Here is a 17,939-nt window from a genome sequence, read left to right on the forward strand (position 1 = left end):
GCGTCTCACGTGGCGGAAAGCACGGCCCGCGAAGCGTTACCGGGCCGTAAGCTCCCAGACATGCAGGTGATCCAGTCGACCAAGCTCGCCAATGTCTGTTACGAGATCCGGGGCCCGGTTCTCGAGGAGGCGATGCGCCTGGAAGCGGCCGGGCACCGCATCCTCAAGCTGAACACGGGCAACCCCGCCGCCTTCGGTTTCGAGGCGCCGCCCGAGATCCTGGAGGACGTCCTCCGGAACGTGTCGACGGCCCATGGGTACGGCGACGCGAAGGGGCTGCTGGCCGCGCGCCGGGCCGTCGTCATGCACAACCAGACCATCGGCATCGAGACCGACGTCGAGCACGTCTTCATCGGCAACGGCGTCTCCGAGCTGATCGTGATGGCGATGCAGGGCCTGCTCGACGACGGCGACGAGGTCCTCGTACCCGCTCCCGACTACCCGCTGTGGACGGCCGCCGTGTCGCTGTCCGGCGGTACGGCCGTCCACTACCGCTGCGACGAGCAGGCGGACTGGATGCCCGACCTCGCGGACGTGGAGCGCAAGGTCACCGACCGCACCAAGGCGATCGTCATCATCAACCCCAACAACCCCACGGGCGCGGTCTACGACGAGACCATGCTCAAGGGGCTGACCGACATCGCCCGCCGGCACAACCTGCTGGTCTGCTCGGACGAGATCTACGACAAGATCCTCTACGACGGCGCCACGCACACCCCGACCGCCGCGATCGCCCCCGACCTGCTGACCCTCACCTTCAACGGCATGTCCAAGGCGTACCGGGTGGCGGGCTACCGGGTGGGCTGGATGTCGATCTCCGGCCCCCGCGCGCACGCCGACTCCTACATCGAGGGCCTGACCATCCTGGCCAACATGCGCCTGTGCGCGAACATGCCGGGACAGCACGGAGTGGTCGCCGCGCTCAGCGGGCGGCAGTCGATCAAGGACCTGGTGCTGCCGGGCGGGCGGCTCGTCGAGCAGCGGGACGTGGCGTACGAGCTGCTGACCCAGATCCCCGGCGTGAGCTGTGTGAAGCCGAAGGGGGCGCTGTATCTCTTCCCGCGGCTCGACCCCAACGTCTTCAAGATCAAGGACGACCGGCGGATGGTCCTGGACCTGCTGCGCCAGGAAAAGATCATGGTCGTCCAGGGCTCCGGCTTCAACTGGCCCGAGCCCGACCACTTCCGGGTGGTCACCCTGCCGACGGTCGCGGACCTGCGGGACGCGGTGGGACGGATCTCGAACTTCCTGAACGGGTACGGCCAACTTTAGACAGGATCTAAGCTAGGATGGTTTCCTGACAGCACCAGGAGGCCATCCCATGTACGAACCGATCCGCACCAAGTCGGTCCACAGCACGATGGCCGACACCCCTCCCGACTTCCCCCACCGCTCCCGCGAGGAAGAGCTGGACATCCAGCTCGCCGGACACCTCGCGGCGCTGCTCGCCGTCACGGACGAGCTGCGGGCGGTCGCGCCGTCCGCCGACCTGGACACCGCGGCCGAGCGGCTCGCCGAGCAGGTGGCCCGGCTGCGGGGCGGAGGCATGCCGGCCCGCGTCCCGCTGACCGCGACCACCTCGCGCCGGGAGGACCTCCACCGCCGCGCCCACGCCGTGGCGGGCCGCGCGCTGCTCGTGGCGGCGTCCCGGGCGGACACGGCGGCGGCGATCCTGGCGGCGGAGCGGATGGATGCACACACCGCCGCCCTGGCCGGCCTCCGCGAGCTCGCCACCCATTGAGCCGTACGACTCCCTGAACGGCCCCGGTCCGCGCGCTTCCGCAGCGACGTGCGGACCGGGGTGCCAGGGCACTGCGTTCGCTTGAGCGGGGGCGCCTCGCCGTAGGGGTTCGTGTCGTCTGGCGGGTGCGGGTTCGTCGTGGCTTGTCGCGCAGTTCCCCGCGCCCCCGGGGAGTTGCAGTGCCGGGGCCGGTATGTCACCCCCCGTTCATCGCGCCCATCGGGGAATGTTGGGTTCCGCGAGCACTCTGCACCTGTGAGACGAATCGTAGGGATCGTCCTCGCGGTTCTGCTGGTCGGCGGCGTGGTGGCAGCTGTCGTGGCAGGCCGGGAAGCGGACGACAAGGGCACGGCAACGAAGACCGTGCAGGGAGTGATCGGATCGGAGAAGGCCGAGTTCTTCGCCGATCCCGACGTGGTGAAGGCCCTCGCCGCCAAGGGCTACACCGTGAAGGCCGAGACCTCCGGGTCCTGGGCCATGGAGGGCCTCGACCTCGGCGGGTACGACTTCGCCTTCCCGTCCAGCCAGGCCCCGGCCACCGAGCTCGCCGCGAAGTACAAGGTACGGGGGACCCTCCCCCGCCCCTTCTACTCGCCCCTCGTCGTCGTGGCGCACAAGAGCGCCGCCGAGGTCCTCGCGGCCAACGGCCTGGCCACGCTGGACGCGGAGCACCGCGGCACCCTCAGGATGGCCGCCTACCTCGACGCGGCCGGCAAGGACCGCACCTGGCAGCAGCTCAAGGGGGCGGACAGGTACGGGGAGCTCACCGGCACCCTCTACCTCTCCAGCACCGACCCGGAGACCTCCAACTCCGGCGCCCTCTACCTCGCCGCCGCCTCCTGTGTGGCCAACGGCGGCAAGGTCGTCGCGAGCGAAGCGGAGGTCAAGAAGACGGCTCCCCTGCTGCACATGCTCGTCAGTGTGCAGGGCGCCCAGCAGTCCAGCACGGACGCGGCCTTCCGGGACTTCGTCAGCGGTGCCGGCAACCCGCTCGTCCTGGTCTACGAGTCTCAGGTCGCCTCGCTCCTCGCGGACGGGCAGCACCCCGACGACCTGGTCGTCCTCTACCCGGACACCACGGTCAACAGCGACCACACGGTCGTACCGCTGACCGAGAACGGCCAGGCCCTCGCCGGGCTCCTCTCCACCGACCCGCGGTTGCGCGAGCTGGAGGTCCGGCACGGGTTCCGGCCGCAGGGCGAGGCCACCGAGTTCGCCGCGGCCGCCACCTACCTCAAGCAGGAACTGACCGGCGTCCGCCAGGCGCCCGTGCCCACCTCCGCGGTGCTGCACGAGCTGGCGCGACGGGCGCGCGGATAACGGGGGACACCAGCCATGACATCCATGAACGACGACACCTTCGTCCTGACGCCTCCCGAGGCCGTCGCACCCGTGCCCCGCGAGAAGGCCGGCGGGCTCGTGCCCGTCGACGACTCCGTGCGCACGGACATGGCCAAGAAGGCCTCCGCGTACGTCGAGGGGCTCGCGACGCTCGACGCCCGCTCGCCCGAGTTCGCCGGCAAGGTCGGTGAGATCACCGGGCTCGGTGCCGGCGAGATGCGCAGCGCGGCCGCGCAGTCCAACCGGATGCTGGAGCGGACCGTGCGCAGCCTGCCGGACAAGGGCGGGGACGCCCAGTCCCTGGTGGCGGGCTCGCTCGTCGAACTGCGGCGCGTGGTCGAGGACCTGGACCCCCGGGACCAGCCCGCCGCCAAGGGCCGCAAGTTCCTCTCCCGGCTCCCCGGCGGCAACAGGCTGCGCGATCACGTGGCCAAGTACGCCTCCGCGCAAGGGACGTTGAACAAGATCGTGGGCTCGCTGCGCGGCGGCCAGGACGAACTGCGCCGGGACAACGCCGCGTTGCAGACCGAGCGGGTCCGCCTGTGGGAGACCATGGGCAAGCTCCAGGAGTACGTCGTGCTGACCGAGGCCCTGGACACGGCCGTCGAACGGCACATCACCGCCGTAGGAGATCCGGAGGCGGCCGACTCGCTCCGCGCCGACGTCCTCTTCCCCGTCCGGCAGAAGCACCAGGACCTGCTCACCCAGCTCGCCGTCTGCGCGCAGGGCTACCTCGCCATGGACGTCGTACGCCGCAACAACGAGGAGCTGATCAAGGGCGTCGACCGGGCCGCGACGACCACCGTGTCGGCGCTGCGCATCTCCGTGATGCTGGCCTCCGCGCTCGAGAACCAGAAGAAGGTCGTCGAGCAGGTCAACGCCCTGCGCGGAACCACCGAGGACCTGATCCGGGGCAACGCCGAGATGCTCGCGACCCAGAGCGGGGAGATCCAGCGCATCGCGGCCGACCCGGCGGTCGGCGCCGAGACCCTGCGCTCCGCCTTCCAGCAGATCTACCGGACCCTCGACGCGATCGACACGTACAAGGTCCAGGCGACCGAGGTGATGGCGGCGACCGTGGAGTCACTGACCTCCGAACTCCAGCAGGCGAGCGGGTACTTGGAGCGCAGCCGATCGCAGGGCGCGCTGGAGGGGGGCCTCGGATGAGACGCCACGCACTGGCCGCCTGCCTCGCAGCGCTCGGCCTGCTCACCGCCTGTACGGCACAGGACGACGGGATCAGCGGCCTCTCGACGCCCGGCGTCCCCGGACCCGCCGAGCCGGGCACCCTGCGCGTCCTCGCCTCCAGTGAGCTCAGCGACATGACCCCGGTGCTCGACCAGGTCGAGAAGGACACCGGCATCAAGGTCCGGCCGACGTACATCGGCACCCTGGACGCCGTGGACATGCTGGCGAAGGGCACGACCGACGGACAGTACGACGCCCTGTGGCTGTCGTCGAACGACTATCTCCGGCTGCGCCCCGACGCGGCCGCGAAGGTGGTCTCCGAGACACCCGTCATGTCGAGTCCCGTCGCGATCGGGGTGAAGTCGGCGAAGGTGAAGGCGCTCGGCTGGAAGCCCGAGGACGTCACCTGGTCCCAGGTCGAGCAGGCCGTCCAGGACGGAAAGCTGACGTACGGCATGACCGATCCGGCCCGCTCCAACTCCGGCTTCTCCACACTGGTCTCGGTGGCCTCCGCCCTCTCCGGCGCCCAGTCGGCGCTCACCGACGCGGACGTCGCCAAGGCCACGCCCCGGCTGAAGGAGTTCTTCAAGGGCCAGAAGCTGACCTCGGGTTCCTCGGGCTGGCTGGCCGCGACGTACGACCGGCGCGGCGACGTCGACGCCCTGCTCAACTACGAGTCCGTCCTCAAGGGCATCCCCGGCCTGACCGTGATCCGCCCCCGCGACGGCGTGATCACCGCCGACTATCCGCTCACCACGCTCAAGTCCACGAGCACACAGACCCGCGAGGACGTCCGCCGGGTGACGGAGGACCTGCGCACCGAGAAGATCCAGCGGGAGATCACCGCGCGCACCCACCGCCGCCCGGTCGTCGCCTCGGTCCCTCCGGCAAGCGGCCTGGACACCACCCGCCGCCGCGAACTCCCCTTCCCGGGCACCCGTTCCGTCGCCGACGGCCTGCTCGACTCCTACGAGAACGAGCTGCGCCGCCCGTCGAGGACCGTGTACGTCCTGGACACCTCGGGCTCGATGGAGGGCGACCGCCTGGACCGCCTCAAGACGGCCCTCACCGACCTCACCGGCGACTTCCGCGAACGCGAAGAGGTCACGCTGATGCCGTTCGGGTCGGAGGTGAAGAGCGTACGGACGCATGTGGTCGAGCCCTCGGATCCGCGGACCGGCCTGGCCGCGATCCGCGAGGACACCTCGGTGCTCTCCGCCGACGGCGACACCGCGATCTACACCTCACTGGAGAAGGCGTACGGCCATCTCGGCGCCGACAGCGACACGTTCACGTCGATCGTGCTGATGACGGACGGCGAGAACACGGCAGGGGCGAAGGCGAGGGACTTCGACACCTTCTACGCCGGGCTCGGCCGGGAGGCTCGCGCCATCCCCGTCTTCCCCATCCTCTTCGGCGACTCCGACCGCTCCGAACTGGCCCACATCGCCGACCTGACCGGCGGCCGCCTCTTCGACGCCCGGCAGGGCTCGCTGGACGGCGCCTTCGAGGAGATCCGTGGCTATCAGTAGGTATCTGGAGTCCCGCAAGAACATCGCGGGAAGCGCGTGCGGCCTGGCCGGGCTGGTGCTGACGTTCGTGGGGGTGGCAGGACCGTACTGGCCCGTGGTCGTGGCCGGGCTCTACGGCGCGGGCGCGCTGATCGCCCCGCCGGAACGCCCCGCGCTGCCCGAGCTCCCGGACCCGTCGGCCCAACTGGACGAGGTGCGGGGTGACTTCGAGAAGGTCCGCTCCTATCTGACGGACATCGACCTGTCGGTCACGGCGGCGGCCCGGCTGAGTGAACTCACCGAGCTGCTGTCCGCGTTGCTCGACCAGGGCTGGAGTCAGGAGCTGCTGGCCCATGACCCGGAGGGTGTGCACGCACTGTCCCGGATCGTCCGGCGCGACCTGCCCGAGGCCGTCGACAGCTTCGTGCGCACCCGGTGGTGGACGCGGATGACACCGGGCACGGAGTCCCCCGAACTCCACCTGGAACAGCAGCTCGGTCTCATGAAGCAGGAGGCACAGCAGCTGGCGGCGGCTCTCCGGGACACGGAGGCGCGCCGCCAGGAGACCCACACGCGGTATCTGGAGGACCGGGGCGGGCACAACGGGGTCAGTGCGTGACCGGCGGTCTCGCTCTGAAGGCAGCACGCCCCGCACGCCGTTGTGCGGGGCCGGTTCGTGACTCAGGGCCTGTCCTGGCGGACCTGCCCTCGTGCCGCCTCCCGCGGCCGGCCCGTGACGATCACGGGTCAGGGCTCCCATCGAGGGCCGGCCGCGGGGGTTCTCGGGGGACTCAGCCCAGGCGCTGCACCAGCGCGTGGTACTCGTCCCACAGCTCCTTCGGCGTGTGGTCGCCGAAGGTGTTGAGGTGCTCGGGGATCAGGGACGCCTCGTCCCGCCACACCTCCTTGTCGACCGTGAGCAGGAACTCCAGGTCGGACTCGGCCAGGTCGAGGCCCTTGGTGTCGAGCGCGTCCTTGGTCGGCAGGATGCCGATCGGGGTCTCGACGCCCTCGGCCTTGCCCTCGAGGCGCTCCACGATCCACTTCAGTACGCGGCTGTTCTCGCCGAAGCCGGGCCAGACGAACTTGCCGTCGTCGTTCTTGCGGAACCAGTTGACGTAGTAGATCTTCGGCAGCTTCGACTGGTCCTTGTCCTTGGCCACGTCGACCCAGTGCCCCATGTAGTCGCCCATGTTGTAGCCGCAGAACGGCAGCATGGCGAAGGGGTCGCGGCGCAGCTCGCCGACCTTGCCCTCGGCGGCGGCGGTCTTCTCGGAGGCCACGTTGGCGCCGAGGAAGACGCCGTGGTTCCAGTCGAAGGACTCCGTCACCAGCGGGACCGCGCTCGCGCGCCGCCCGCCGAAGAGGATGGCCGAGATCGGCACGCCCTTGGGGTCCTCCCACTCGGGCGCGATGATCGGGCACTGCGCGGCGGGGGTGGTGAAGCGGGCGTTGGGGTGGGCGGCGGGCTCGTCCGAGTCCGGGGTCCAGTCGCGGCCCTTCCAGTCGGTGAGGTGGGCCGGGGTCTCCTCCGTCATGCCCTCCCACCAGATGTCGTTGTCGTCGGTGAGGGCGACGTTGGTGAAGACGGAGTTGCCCCACAGCGTCTTCATCGCGTTGGCGTTGGTGTGCTCACCGGTGCCGGGCGCGACGCCGAAGAAGCCGGCCTCGGGGTTGATGGCGTAGAGGCGGCCGTCCTCACCGAAGCGCATCCAGGCGATGTCGTCGCCGATGGTCTCGACGGTCCAGCCGGAGATCGTGGGCTCCAGCATGGCGAGGTTGGTCTTGCCGCAGGCGCTCGGGAACGCGGCGGCGACGTACTTGGACTCGCCCTGCGGGGGCGTGAGCTTGAGGATCAGCATGTGCTCGGCGAGCCAGCCCTCGTCGCGGGCCATCACCGAGGCGATGCGCAGGGCGTAGCACTTCTTGCCGAGCAGGGCGTTGCCGCCGTAGCCCGAGCCGTAGGACCAGATCTCGCGGGACTCCGGGAAGTGCGAGATGTACTTGGTGGAGTTGCACGGCCAGGGGACGTCCTCCTGGCCCTCCTCCAGCGGCGCTCCGAGGGTGTGGACGGCCTTCACGAAGAAGCCGTCCTCGCCGAGTTCGTCGAGAACGGGCTGTCCCATGCGGGTCATCGTGCGCATGGAGACGGCGACATAGGCGGAGTCGGTGATCTCGACACCGATCGCGGAGAGGTCCGAGCCGAGCGGGCCCATGCAGAAGGGGACGACGTACATCGTCCGGCCCCTCATCGAACCGCGGAAGACGCCCTTCTCCCCGGTGAAGATGTCCCGCATCTCCTCCGGTGCCTTCCAGTGGTTCGTCGGCCCCGCGTCCTCCTCCTTCTCCGAACAGATGAAGGTGCGGTCCTCGACGCGCGCGACGTCGGTCGGGTCGGAGGCCGCGTAGTAGGAGTTGGGACGTTTGATCGGGTCGAGCCTCTTGAAGGTGCCCTTCGCGACGAGCTCCTCGCACAGGCGCTCGTACTCCGCTTCGGATCCGTCACACCAGACCACGCTGTCCGGCTGGGTCAGTTCGGCGATCTCGTTCACCCACGAGATCAGTTCCTTGTGCTGGGTGGGGATGACGGGGGGAGCCGCGATGTCGCGCGCCACGATTGCTCCTAGATGAGGGATTTTTTGTTTGGAGGCCCCGTGGGGGCTGCGACCCGGATGCTTTTCGTGCCTTTTGGTGGTGACCTTGGCGCTCATCCGGTGTCGACCGCACTCATTTGATCATCCGACTGATGCGCCCATCTGTCCAGAGGGCATCACAGGTGAGCGGAGTGAGGATCGCCACGCTCCCTTTGCGCACAGCGCGTTTATTTGCGTGCACTTAGCGTTCAGCCAACCGTCTCTTTACTGGTCAACTCCCGTGAGACGATGGCCACTCTTGACCGTTCCGCACGCCGTACTCACGCGTAACTTACGGTCCCGTAGGTACGATGCCGGTCATGACGCCGCCCGCCCACGACGCCGACGCGCCCTCCCTGCCCCACCAGATCAAGCAGCACGCCCAGCACCTGGCCGAGCCCATCAAGCCGAAGCTGCGCGGCTGGCTGCACCTCGGCATGTTCCCGGCCGCCCTGATCGCGGGGCTGGTGCTGACCGCCCTCGCGGACTCCACCAGAGGCCGGATCGCCTGCGGGATCTTCGCCCTGACTGCCTGCCTGCTGTTCGGCGTCAGCGCGCTGTACCACCGGGGCACCTGGAGTCCCCGCATGGACGGCGTGCTGCGACGACTGGATCACGCCAACATCTTCCTGATCATCGCGGGCACCTACACCCCGCTGACCATGCTGCTCCTACCGGGCAGCAAGGGCCGGTGGCTGCTGTGGGGCATCTGGGGTGCCGCGGTGGCCGGCATCCTCTTCCGGGTCTTCTGGGTCGGCGCCCCGCGCTGGCTCTACACCCCCTGCTACATCGCGATGGGCTGGGCAGCCGTCTTCTTCCTGCCCGACTTCATGCGCGCCGGCGGTGTCGCGGTCCTGGTCCTGGTCGTCATCGGCGGCCTGCTCTACAGCGCGGGCGGGGTGATCTACGGCCTCAAGCGGCCGAACCCGTCACCGCGCTGGTTCGGCTTCCACGAGGTGTTCCACTCCCTCACCGTGGCCGCCTTCGCCGTCCACTACGTCGGCATCTCGCTGGTGGCCTACCGCCACACGTAGACCGTTCCGCGCCCTGTCGAGGGTCACGGCTTCCGAGCCGTGGCCCTTTTTGCATGCCCACACCGATTGACAGTTCCTAACTTTTGAGAGTTACTCTCATTTCATGGAAACTATCACTCCGGACCCCCGTCGCTGGTGGGCCCTGACCGCCCTCGTCGCGAGCATGCTGACGCTCGGCTTCGACCTGACGATCCTCAATGTGGCGCTGCCGACCATGGCCGCCGACCTCGACGCGAGCACCGGCGCCCAGCAGTGGATGGCCGACGCGTACGTCGTCGTCTTCGCGGCCCTGATGCTCCCCGCGGGCCTGCTCGGCGACCGGTTCGGGCGGCGCCGGATGCTGATCACCGGACTCGCGGTCTTCCTCGCCGGATCACTGGTCGGTGCCCTGGCCGGCGATGTGAACGCGGTGATCGCCGCCCGCGCGGTGATGGGCATCGGCGGCGCCCTGGTCACCCCGCTCGCGCTCTCCGTGCTGCCCACCCTCTTCGCCCCCGACGAGCGCACCAAGGCCGTCGGCATCGTCTCCGCCGCCTCCGCGCTCGGCCTGCCGCTCGGCCCGATCATCGGCGGCTGGCTGCTCAACCACTTCTGGTGGGGCTCGGTCTTCCTGGTCAACGTCCCGATGGCCGCGATCGGCATCGCCGCCTGCGTCTTCCTGCTCCCCGAGACCCGCGACCCCTCCTCCCCCACGGTCGACGCCCCGTCCGCCGCACTCACCGTCACCGGCCTCGGCGCCCTGGTCTACGCGATCATCGAGGCACCCACCCGCGGCTGGGGCGACCCGCTCGTGCTGGGCATGCTCGCGGCGTCCGTCCTGCTGATCGCCGCGCTGGTGCTGCGCGAACGCCGGGTCCGGCGCCCCATGCTCGACATGACCCTGCTCACCCACCGCGGCTTCCTCCTCAACACCGTCGCCGCGACCCTGGTGAACTTCATCCTGTCCGGCCTGCTGTTCGTGCTGCCGCCCTTCCTCCAGGCCGTCCTCGGCCACGACGCCCTGGGCACCGGCGTCCGGCTGCTGCCGATGATGGGCGGCCTGCTGGTCGCCTCCCGCCTCGCCCCCCAGGTCGTCGCCCGCTTCGGCGCACGCGCCTCGGTGAGCGCCGGCCTGGTGGTGCTCGCTTTCGCCGGGCTCCTGGGCAGCCGTACGACGGTGGACTCCGGCTACGGATTCGTCGCGCTGTGGCTCGCCCTCACCGGCTTCGGCTTCGGCCTCTCCCTCATCCCCGCCATGAACGGCGGCCTGAGCGCCCTGCCCCGCGACCGCGCCGGCAGCGGCTCCGGACTCCTGATGACCATGCGCCAGGTCGGCGGCGCGATCGGCATCGCCCTGCTCGGCAGCCTGCTCGCCGGCACCTTCCGGGACCGCCTCGACGTCACCGGGCTGCCCGCCCAGGCCGCCGACACCGCCGGGGAATCCGTGGTCGCCGCCCACCTCGTCGCCCAGCGCACCGGCTCCGCCGACCTGCTGGCCTCCGCGAACAGCGCGTACATCCACGGCATGGGCATCGTCCTGCTGGTCTGCGGGATCGCGGCCCTCGTCGCCGCGCTGCTCGCCGCGGCCTTCCTGCCGGGCACACCCCGTCCCGCCGAGACCTCCACAGCCCCGGACATGGCTGCCGAGGAAGCGGATGCCCGACAATGAACCCCATGACGGCCGCACGCTCCCCCCTCTCCCCCGCCGACCGCCCCCAACTGGGCCTTCGCGAGCGCAAGAAGATCAAGACCCGCGAGGCGATCCGCACCGCGACCTACGCGCTGATCAAGGAACAGGGCTACGACGCCACGACCGTCGAGCAGATCGCCGAGCGGGCCGAGGTCTCACCGTCGACCGTCTTCCGCTACTTCCCGACCAAGGAGGACATCGTCCTCACGGACGAGTACGACCCTCTGATGGTCGAGGAACTGCGCGCCCGGCCCGCCGACGAGCCGTGGATCGACTCGCTGCGGCACGTGATGCGCCTGGCCCTCGACGGGACCATGGCGGAGGACCCCGAGGCGATCCGCGTCCGGGCCCACCTCGGGGTCCAGGTCCCCGCCGTCCGCGCCCGGATGCTCGAGAGCATGTCGGAGACCGGGCGCATGCTCTGCGAGGCCCTCGCCGAACGCTCCGGCCTGGCCGCGGACAGCCTCCAGGTCCGCGTCTACGCGATGTCCCTCATCGGCGGCCTCATGGAGGTCTCCATGTACTGGGCGGAGAACGGCTTCGAGGGCGACCTGCGCGACCTCGTGGACCAGGCCGTGGACGTCCTCGACCAGGGCCTGCCGACGCAAAAGCCCTGAATCCGCTCTCACCTGCCGTGGCATCCTGACCGGGTGAACGGTCCCGAGATCCACGTCGAGTTCGCCCCCGGCCTGGCCGTGTTCGTCGCGAGCGGCCGCCGCCGGGGGCCCACCGCCCTCACCACCGACGGCGTCTCCTCCCTCGGCCACGTCGTCGAGTCGACCGGCGTCCCGCTCACCGAGGTCGGGGCCCTGCGGGTGAACGGCCGCGAGGTCCCGAGGTCCTACGTCCCCGTCGCGGGCGACTCCGTGGAGATCAGCGCCGTCACCCGCCCCCAGCGGATCCCCGGCGCTCCCCTGCGCTTCCTCCTCGACGTCCACCTCGGCACCCTCGCCCGCCGCCTGCGCCTGCTCGGCGTGGACACGGCGTACGAGTCACTGGACATCGGCGACCCCGCCCTCGCCACCCTCTCGGCGACCGAGAAACGCGTCATGCTCAGCCGCGACCGGGGCCTGCTGCACCGCAGGGAACTCTGGGCGGGCGCCTTCGTCTACAGCACCCGCCCCGAGGACCAGCTCCACGACATCCTGGACCGCTTCCGCCCCGAACTACGCCCCTGGACCCGCTGCACAGCCTGCAACGGCCTGCTGCGCGAGGCCACCAAGGAGCAGGTGGCGGACCGCTTGGAGGGCGGGACGGAACGGTCGTACGACGTCTTCGCACAATGCCAGGCGTGCGGCCGCGCCTACTGGAAGGGCGCACACCACGAACAGCTGGAGGCGATCGTGGCGAACGCCCTGGCGGAGGTCAACCGCCCAACGCCACCCGCAGCGCCTCCGCGTCGGTCGTAGGCGCCTCACAGGTGAAGTGCCGGCAGACATAAGCCGTGGGCTCGCCGCCCACGAGGACCCGGTCGGCGAGCAGCGGGAATTCGTCGCTGTCCGGAGTCCCCACCGCGACCACGGCACCGGGGGCGGTCCCCAGAAGTGCCGTACGATGCAGGGCCTTCGTGGCGTCGTCGGTCAGCGCGGGTCCCACGACCGCGACCTCCTTCGGCCCGTCGAGGTACGCCTCCGCCACCGCGAGCCCCCAACCGACGAACCGCGGCACCCGCGGCCCGAGCGCCTTCACCACCCCGAGTGCCTTCTCCGCGGCCTCGCGATGGGGCTCGGCCCCGGTCTGCGCGGCGTAGGACAACAGCGCACCCGCCGCGGCCGTCCACCCGGAGGGCACCGCGTTGTCGGTCGGATCCTGCGGCCGGCGAATCAGCCGCTCGGCGTCGGCCGCCGTGTCGAACAGCCCACCCTCCGACCCGGTGAACCGCGTCAGCACGTGATCCAGCAGGAACCCGGCGAAGTCGAGCCAGACCCCCTCCCCGGTCACCGACGCCAGCGCGAGGAAGCCCTCGGCGACATCGGCGTAGTCCTCCAGCACACCGTCATTCGCCCCGACTTGACCATCCTTGCTGGTACGGGACAGCCGGGCCTGCTCGTCCAGATGCACCCGGACCAGAAGATCGGCGGCCGATACGGCGGCCTCGACCAGGTCGGGCCGGTCGAAGTAGGCGCCCGTCTCGGCGAGCGCGGCGATCGCGAGCCCGTTCCACGCGGCGACGACCTTGTCGTCCCGGCCCGGGGCGGGGCGCTGCGCCCGTGCGTCGAGGAGCCGCCGCCGGATCGACTCGATCCTCCCGGCCTCGAACACGGTGTCCTGCTGCGGAAGTTGCAGAACGGACTGCCCGTGCTCGAACGTGCCCTCCTCGGTGACACCGAAGTACTGGGCGGCGAGGTCGGCGTCCTGCTCGCCGAGCACCTCACGCAACTGCTCCGGTGTCCACACGTAGTACGCGCCCTCGACGTGCCTGCCCGTCCCGTCGTCACTGTCCGCGTCCAGCGCGGAGGCGAAACCGCCCTCGGCGGTACGCAGTTCACGCACCATGAAGTCGGCGGTGTCGAGGGCGACACGGCGGGCCAGATCCGAGCCGGTGGACCGCCACAGGTGGGCGTAGACGCGGCACAGCAGGGCGTTGTCATAGAGCATCTTCTCGAAGTGCGGCACGATCCAGTCGCGGTCCACGGAGTAGCGGGCGAAGCCGCCGCCGAGCTGGTCGTGGATGCCGCCGCGGGCCATGCGCTCGCAGGTGTCCCGGGCCATCTGCAGGGCACCCTCGGCGCCCGTGCGGGCGTGGTGCCGCAGCAGGAACTCCACGACCATGGACGGCGGGAACTTCGGCGCCCCACCGAACCCGCCGCGCTGCGCGTCGTACTCCCTCGTCAGCCCGAGCAGAGCCGCCGCGAGCTGCTCCTCGCCGGGTGCCTGCGCGTCGCCGTAGGACATCTCCCGCCCGGAGAGATCCCGCACGATCTTCCCGGCGACCTCGGCGACCTCGTCCCGCCGCTCGGTCCAGGCATGCCGGACACCCTCCAGGACCTGCCGGAAGGAGGGCATGCCCTGACGGGGGGAGGGCGGGAAGTAGGTGCCGAAGTAGAAGGGCTCGGCCTCCGGCGTGAGGAACACGGTCATGGGCCAGCCGCCCTGCCCGGTGGCGGCCTGCACGGCCTCCATGTAGACGGCGTCGACGTCGGGGCGTTCCTCGCGGTCGACTTTGATGTTGACGAAGTGCTCGTTGAGGAATTCGGCGGTGGCCCGGTCCTCGAACGACTCGTGTGCCATCACATGACACCAGTGACAACTCGAATATCCGACACTCAGCAGAACGGGCTTGTTCGTCTTCCGCGCCTCCTCGAAGGCCTCGGCCGACCAGGGCCACCAGTCGACGGGGTTGTCCGCGTGCTGGAGGAGGTAGGGGGACGTCTCGTGGGCCAGTCGGTTCGGCATGGGGTCCATCCTGCCGCAGTACCCCGCGGGTCAGGCGTCAGGCGTGTCCCGACGGCGACGTCGAGCTTCCCGGTGCGGCCCTCTCGCCCCGATGCCCTGTCCGCAGCACACTTGACCAAGAAAGCCGTTGCCGCCGGAGGGGGAAGTGACATGCGGGACAGTCATCGGGCGGAAGCCGAACGGTTGTTGGGGCGGGCCGTGGAGGAGGAGGTGCGGCGGTCGGGCGGGCGGGTCGACGGGGCCGTACTGCTCGCGCGGGCCCGGGGATCGCTGGACGCGATGGCGCAGACGGCCGCCGAGGAGTACGAGGCCTACACGCGCGCGCTGGACGAGGCGCAGGCCGGTCAACTCACCTTCACGCAGCGGTACTCCAAGGAGGGGGCCGGTACTCCTCTGCTGGTGGCGGCGGTCGCCGCCCTGGCTGCCGCCGTGGCCGACCTGGCGCTCGGCACCGACACGGGCACCGCGCTGGGCGCGGGCGTGGTCGTAGGGGTGGTGGCCGCGGCGGCGACCGTGGTGAAGGTGGCCGGCTCACATCTGCCCGCCGCGCACCACCGGGCGGGCGCCATCGGCCAGCCCGGCGGCCCGGAGCAGCTCCGGCTGCAGTGGCTGACGGCCCTGGAGGTACGGGGCATCCGGCCCTTCCTCGACCAGCAGCGGGTGCTGAGCGCGTCGACGGGCCCGAAGAAGGCGGGTCCGCGGCTGCGCGGCACGGACAAGAGCGCGGCGGCCCGCGGCAGGAGCGTGCTGGAGCAGTCGTTCGGGCAACTTCCGGAGCCGATCAGTGAGTTCGCGGACCGCCGGGCGGAGATGGGCCGCATCCGGCAGTGGGTGCAGGCCTCGCGCGCGACCACCGAGACCCGGCCCACGGTGGTCGTGCTGCACGGACCGCCCGGCAGCGGCCGTACGGCACTCGCCGTACGGGCGGCGCACGACCTCAAGGACTACTTCCGCGGCGCCTGCGTCGTGGACCTGCGCGGCGACAACCCGGAGGAGACCCCGCTCTCCACCCGGGACGCCCTGCTGCATCTGCTGAACCGGCTCGGCGCGCCGCGCGAGCAGCTGCTGTTCCGTGAGCGTTCCTCCCCGGACCAGCAGGTCAAGCGGCTGAGCGAGCTGTACCACCAGCATCTGACCGGCCTGCCGGTGACGATCGTGCTGGACGACGCCTCGGACCCCGAGCAGGTCCGCACCCTCGTCCCCGAGCGTTCCGACAGCCTGGTCCTGGTCACCGCGCGCGAGCCGCTCGGCCTGCCGTCGGACCTCGCCGCCCAGGTGCACGAAATCCCGGTCGCCGCCCTGGACGCGGCGGGCGCCGAGGAACTCCTGGACGCGGCCGCCCAGTCCGCGACCGGTCCCTATGACGCCCAGTCGGCCGACCTGATCAGGGAGTTGTGCGGCGGCCTGCCCCTGGCCCTGCGCATAGCGGGCTCGTCCCTCGGTCCCCGCTCCCCGCGCCAACTCGCCACGGATCTCGGCGCGTACGGCCCGGTCGGGCCCGTCGAACGCGTCCTGTGGCTGCGCTACACCGACCAGTCGGAGCCGGCCCGGCGCCTGCTGCGCCGCCTCGCGCTGGCCGGCCGGTCCTCGCTGGGCGCCGCCGCGGCCGCCGCGCTGCTGGCCACCGACGAGACGGAGGCGACCCGCCACCTGGTGGCGCTGGCCCGCGCGGGTCTGATCGACCACGTCCGCGGCAGCCGTTACCGCGTCCACGACGTGGTGCGCGCCTTCGCCCAGGCCAGACTGCTGGACGAGGAGGAACCGGCCGAGCGCACGGCCGCGCAGGAACGCCTCATCGTCAACTACGCCGACCTCGCCGACTCGGTGCTGCGTCTGGTCGACGGCAACATGTCGACCCGTTCGGACCGGTTCAGTCCGCACGGCTTCACCTCCCTCGACGAGGCGCTGCGCTGGCTGGACGACGAGTCGAGTTTCATCACGGCGGCGCTCAGGCACGCGGAGGGCGTCAACCAGGGAGCGGTCCTCAACCTCCTGGGCGCGCTGTGCGACTACTGCCTGCTGCGCGGCGACCTCTACCGTCTGGGTGAGATCAGCGAGTTGGCGCAGGCGGTGGACCAGGGGCTGCTGGTGCGCTCGGTGCAGTGGCGCACCGGTATCGCCGCCCGTCAGCTGGGCGAGCTGGACAAGGCGCGCACGACACTGACCTCGGTGGTCGACCTCTACCTGGAGGCCCACCACGACGCGGGCGCCGCGCGCGCCCTGTGTTCCCTGGGCATCACCCTCCACCACCAGGGCCATCTGACGGAGGCGGCGGCGAAGCTCGAGGAGGCACTGGCCCTCCAGTCACCTCCCGAACTGGCCACGGACCGGGCCTGGACCATGCACGCCCTGGCGGCGGTCGAACGCGACCGCGGCCGGGTCGCGCAGGCACAGGACCTGCTCGCCCGTTCCCTGGTCCTGCACCGCGCCGGCGAGTCCGTCCACGGCGAGGCCTGGGCCCACTTCCAGCTCGGCCAGCTGGCCCTGCGCATGGGCGAGGTACCGCGCGCGGAGACGGAGCTGAGAACAGCCCTCGATCTGTACGGCCGCACCCGCGACGCCCGCGGCGAGGCGTGGGCGCTGACCCAGCTGGCGCGGGCCCGCCTGGTGGCCGGAGACCCGTCGGCGGCGGTGGACGGCCTGCGCCAGGCCGCGTCCCGTCACCGCGACAACGAGGACGCGCGCGGCGAGGCGTGGACGGTGTACTACCTGGGTCAGGCGCTGGAGGAGACGGGCAACCTGGACCTCGCGGTCCGTGAGCTGGAACGCTCGCGGACGATGTTCTCCCGGATGCGGGACGTCTACGGCCTGGCGTGCGCCCGCCACCACTCGGCCCGTGTCACCCGCGACCAGCGCGCCGCGCAGACGGGTTCGTTGCGCAACTCGGGTTTCGCCCGCCAGCTCCTGGTCGACGCCCGCGCCGACTTTCAGCGCATCGGTGTCGCCCACGGGGAGGGGTGGACCTGCCTGGAACTGGCGGTGGTGGACGCGGGCAACGGCCGTACCCCGCAGGCCCTCGCCCTGTGCGACGAGGCGGCGGCGCTGTTCGCCTCCTACGGCGACCAGCGGGGCGGGGACTGGGCCCGCTTCCTGCGCTGCACCCTGTTGCCGTACGCGGCACCGGGCGGCGTGGAGATCGGCGCGGCGGTCGCCCAGGAGGAACTGGCGGAACTGGGCCGCCGGGAGCACGGGGCCCGGGACGAGAAACTGGACGACTACGTGGGGGCGTACGGACTGCTGCTGGAGCGGGGAGTGAACCTGGACGCCGGCTGGCAGGCATGGCGGCTCGGGATGGTGCCGAACCGGCACGCGCGGGAGGTCATGGGGGTGGCGGTGGCCCCGGCACGGGGCTGAGGTGCGCGGTCGGTCTGCCCGGCGGGCCGGTGCCGGTGCTTGTGCCTGTGCGAGGCGGTGTATGCCCCTCGG

Annotated in this window: 13 protein-coding genes; 11 read left to right on the forward strand and 2 right to left on the reverse strand. The window is 70.9% G+C overall.

The features are described 5' to 3' along the window. Positions 1-60: 60 nt before the first annotated feature. The 6 genes from ACIBJB_RS27040 (at position 61) to ACIBJB_RS27065 (ending at position 6,400) form a co-directional block, all read left to right on the forward strand. Positions 61-1,272, forward strand: a complete 1,212-nt coding sequence (locus tag ACIBJB_RS27040; RefSeq protein ID WP_398933905.1) for a pyridoxal phosphate-dependent aminotransferase — start codon at positions 61-63, stop codon at positions 1,270-1,272. A gap of 49 nt (positions 1,273-1,321) precedes the next feature. Then, on the forward strand, positions 1,322-1,741 hold the full coding sequence (locus ACIBJB_RS27045) for a hypothetical protein (protein WP_398933907.1): 420 nt from the start codon (positions 1,322-1,324) through the stop codon (positions 1,739-1,741). Between the two features lie 255 nt (positions 1,742-1,996). Next, positions 1,997-3,061, forward strand: coding sequence for a hypothetical protein (locus ACIBJB_RS27050; protein ID WP_398933909.1), 1,065 nt, complete (start codon positions 1,997-1,999; stop codon positions 3,059-3,061). 24 nt (positions 3,062-3,085) lie between these two features. After that, on the forward strand, positions 3,086-4,249 hold the full coding sequence (locus ACIBJB_RS27055) for a toxic anion resistance protein (protein ID WP_398934032.1): 1,164 nt from the start codon (positions 3,086-3,088) through the stop codon (positions 4,247-4,249). Then, positions 4,246-5,802, forward strand: a complete 1,557-nt coding sequence (locus ACIBJB_RS27060; protein WP_398933911.1) for a substrate-binding domain-containing protein — start codon at positions 4,246-4,248, stop codon at positions 5,800-5,802. Before ACIBJB_RS27055 ends, ACIBJB_RS27060 begins: the two co-directional genes overlap by 4 nt. Beyond that, positions 5,789-6,400, forward strand: a complete 612-nt coding sequence (locus ACIBJB_RS27065) for a hypothetical protein (protein ID WP_398933913.1) — start codon at positions 5,789-5,791, stop codon at positions 6,398-6,400. The genes ACIBJB_RS27060 and ACIBJB_RS27065 overlap by 14 nt, the downstream gene beginning before the upstream one ends. A gap of 172 nt (positions 6,401-6,572) precedes the next feature. On the opposite strand, the gene ACIBJB_RS27070 is transcribed toward ACIBJB_RS27065, so the two are convergent. Next, complete coding sequence (locus ACIBJB_RS27070; RefSeq protein WP_398933915.1) at positions 6,573-8,396, reverse strand: phosphoenolpyruvate carboxykinase (GTP); 1,824 nt, start codon at positions 8,394-8,396, stop codon at positions 6,573-6,575. 338 nt (positions 8,397-8,734) lie between these two features. Between ACIBJB_RS27070 and ACIBJB_RS27075 the strand changes: the two genes are divergently transcribed. From ACIBJB_RS27075 to ACIBJB_RS27090, 4 genes are all read left to right on the forward strand, one after another. Then, a complete protein-coding gene (locus tag ACIBJB_RS27075) occupies positions 8,735-9,448 on the forward strand; it encodes a hemolysin III family protein (protein WP_398933917.1) in 714 nt (237 codons plus the stop codon). A gap of 103 nt (positions 9,449-9,551) precedes the next feature. Beyond that, the gene (locus ACIBJB_RS27080) at positions 9,552-11,096 is read left to right on the forward strand and encodes an MFS transporter (protein WP_398933919.1); all 1,545 of its coding nucleotides are present in this window, start codon (positions 9,552-9,554) and stop codon (positions 11,094-11,096) included. Then, positions 11,093-11,734: a TetR/AcrR family transcriptional regulator gene (locus tag ACIBJB_RS27085; protein WP_398933921.1), complete on the forward strand. Its 642-nt coding sequence runs from the start codon at positions 11,093-11,095 to the stop codon at positions 11,732-11,734. The genes ACIBJB_RS27080 and ACIBJB_RS27085 overlap by 4 nt, the downstream gene beginning before the upstream one ends. Positions 11,735-11,767: 33 nt before the next feature. Beyond that, positions 11,768-12,526 carry a Mut7-C RNAse domain-containing protein gene (locus tag ACIBJB_RS27090; RefSeq protein WP_398933923.1) on the forward strand — a complete coding sequence of 253 codons (759 nt, stop codon included), beginning with the start codon at positions 11,768-11,770 and terminating at the stop codon, positions 12,524-12,526. Here ACIBJB_RS27090 and ACIBJB_RS27095 read toward each other — a convergent pair. Beyond that, positions 12,483-14,513: a thioredoxin domain-containing protein gene (locus ACIBJB_RS27095; RefSeq protein ID WP_398933926.1), complete on the reverse strand. Its 2,031-nt coding sequence runs from the start codon at positions 14,511-14,513 to the stop codon at positions 12,483-12,485. The genes ACIBJB_RS27090 and ACIBJB_RS27095 overlap by 44 nt on opposite strands. A 150-nt stretch (positions 14,514-14,663) precedes the next feature. Here ACIBJB_RS27095 and ACIBJB_RS27100 point away from each other — a divergent pair, with 150 nt between their 5' ends. Then, on the forward strand, positions 14,664-17,867 hold the full coding sequence (locus ACIBJB_RS27100; protein ID WP_398933928.1) for a tetratricopeptide repeat protein: 3,204 nt from the start codon (positions 14,664-14,666) through the stop codon (positions 17,865-17,867). The last annotated feature ends 72 nt before the right edge of the window (positions 17,868-17,939 follow it).

Origin of the sequence: Streptomyces sp. NPDC050759, assembly GCF_044456945.1 — a bacterium.
GTDB lineage: Bacteria > Actinomycetota > Actinomycetes > Streptomycetales > Streptomycetaceae > Streptomyces.

Excerpts from the sequence above, each read along its gene's own strand:
- ACIBJB_RS27040 (WP_398933905.1), top strand. The coding sequence starts at position 61 with ATGCAGGTGATCCAGTCGACCAAGCTCGCCAATGTCTGTTACGAGATC.
- ACIBJB_RS27045 (WP_398933907.1), top strand. The coding sequence starts at position 1,322 with ATGTACGAACCGATCCGCACCAAGTCGGTCCACAGCACGATGGCCGAC.
- ACIBJB_RS27055 (WP_398934032.1), top strand. The coding sequence starts at position 3,086 with ATGAACGACGACACCTTCGTCCTGACGCCTCCCGAGGCCGTCGCACCC.
- ACIBJB_RS27060 (WP_398933911.1), top strand. The coding sequence starts at position 4,246 with ATGAGACGCCACGCACTGGCCGCCTGCCTCGCAGCGCTCGGCCTGCTC.
- ACIBJB_RS27075 (WP_398933917.1), top strand. The coding sequence starts at position 8,735 with ATGACGCCGCCCGCCCACGACGCCGACGCGCCCTCCCTGCCCCACCAG.
- ACIBJB_RS27080 (WP_398933919.1), top strand. The coding sequence starts at position 9,552 with ATGGAAACTATCACTCCGGACCCCCGTCGCTGGTGGGCCCTGACCGCC.
- ACIBJB_RS27085 (WP_398933921.1), top strand. The coding sequence starts at position 11,093 with ATGAACCCCATGACGGCCGCACGCTCCCCCCTCTCCCCCGCCGACCGC.
- ACIBJB_RS27095 (WP_398933926.1), bottom strand. The coding sequence starts at position 14,513 with ATGCCGAACCGACTGGCCCACGAGACGTCCCCCTACCTCCTCCAGCAC.
- ACIBJB_RS27100 (WP_398933928.1), top strand. The coding sequence starts at position 14,664 with ATGCGGGACAGTCATCGGGCGGAAGCCGAACGGTTGTTGGGGCGGGCC.